This window comes from Microcystis sp. M53603_WE2 (assembly GCF_030065435.1).
This window is the reverse complement of the sequence record NZ_JASJFF010000143.1, coordinates 1-1,008: the sequence shown is the minus strand read 5'-3', so window position 1 is coordinate 1,008 and position 1,008 is coordinate 1. Positions and strand designations below refer to the sequence as shown.

Genomic DNA, 1,008 nt, shown 5'->3' with positions numbered 1-1,008 from the left:
GCGAAAGCCCAAACCCAAGGCCGTCCGCCCCTAGGTGAGATTCGTTAGCCGATAATCACAGGCAATCTCTGACATTACCCATTGGTATTTGGGGAAAAGTGTAGTAAACATTAGGTAGGTCATCAGGCCTTGTTCATCTATCAAACCACCTCTTTGTGTCGATGACTTCCCAACTCCCTGAAACACGTTTTCTGATCATTCCGATGGAGTATCCCGTTTTGCGGATGCCCGATCGCTTGACTGTCTTGGAAGCAGTACAGTTCAAAGATCTCTTTCACCATCTCATCGCCCAAACACCCACTCCCGAAAAAGTCATTCTTGATCTGAATGCCACTCAATTTATGGATAGTAGTGGTGTGGGTGCTTTAGTCCATAATCTCAAAGCGGCCAGGGCAGAAAATATCGAGTTAGTGCTGGCTAACGTCCATCCCCCAGTGATGGGGGTTTTATCGATTACGGGATTAGATCAATTATTCACCTTCCAAACCCCTCCCCTAGCACCCCAAGAAAACGGCTTTACTGCCACTGAAAACGATCTACCCGAAACCCATCCCTCGATTCGCAGTTGGTTAAAGCGCTGTCTTGACATTGTTGGTGGGATCGTGGGTTTATTAATCACGGGGTTTATTTTTGTCCCCATTGCTATCGCTATTAAGTTAGACAGTCCAGGTCCAATTTTTTTTAGTCAAACCCGCTGCGGTTGGTTGGGAAAGCAATTTAAAATTCTCAAGTTTCGTTCCATGTGTGTGGATGCAGAAGCACTCAAGGATAAAATCCCCAATCAAGCGCAGGGAGCTTTTTTTAAGAATAAAAATGATCCCCGGATTACCCAGGTAGGAAAATTTTTACGTCGTACCAGTTTAGACGAATTCCCCCAGTTTTGGAATGTGATCACCGGTGAAATGAGTCTTGTCGGCACTCGTCCCCCCACACCCGATGAGGTGGAACGCTACGATGTTCCCCAATGGCAACGTTTAGATGTAAAACCCGGTATGACGGGAGAATGGC

1 protein-coding gene is annotated in these 1,008 nt (G+C 46.5%); it reads left to right on the top strand.

The genetic code is table 11. The annotated features are described in order from the left end of the window. Window positions 1–161: 161 nt before the first annotated feature. Window positions 162–1,008, top strand: an 847-nt coding sequence (locus PX481_RS03345) for an anti-sigma factor antagonist (protein WP_288093667.1), incomplete at its 3' end; no start/stop codon positions are given.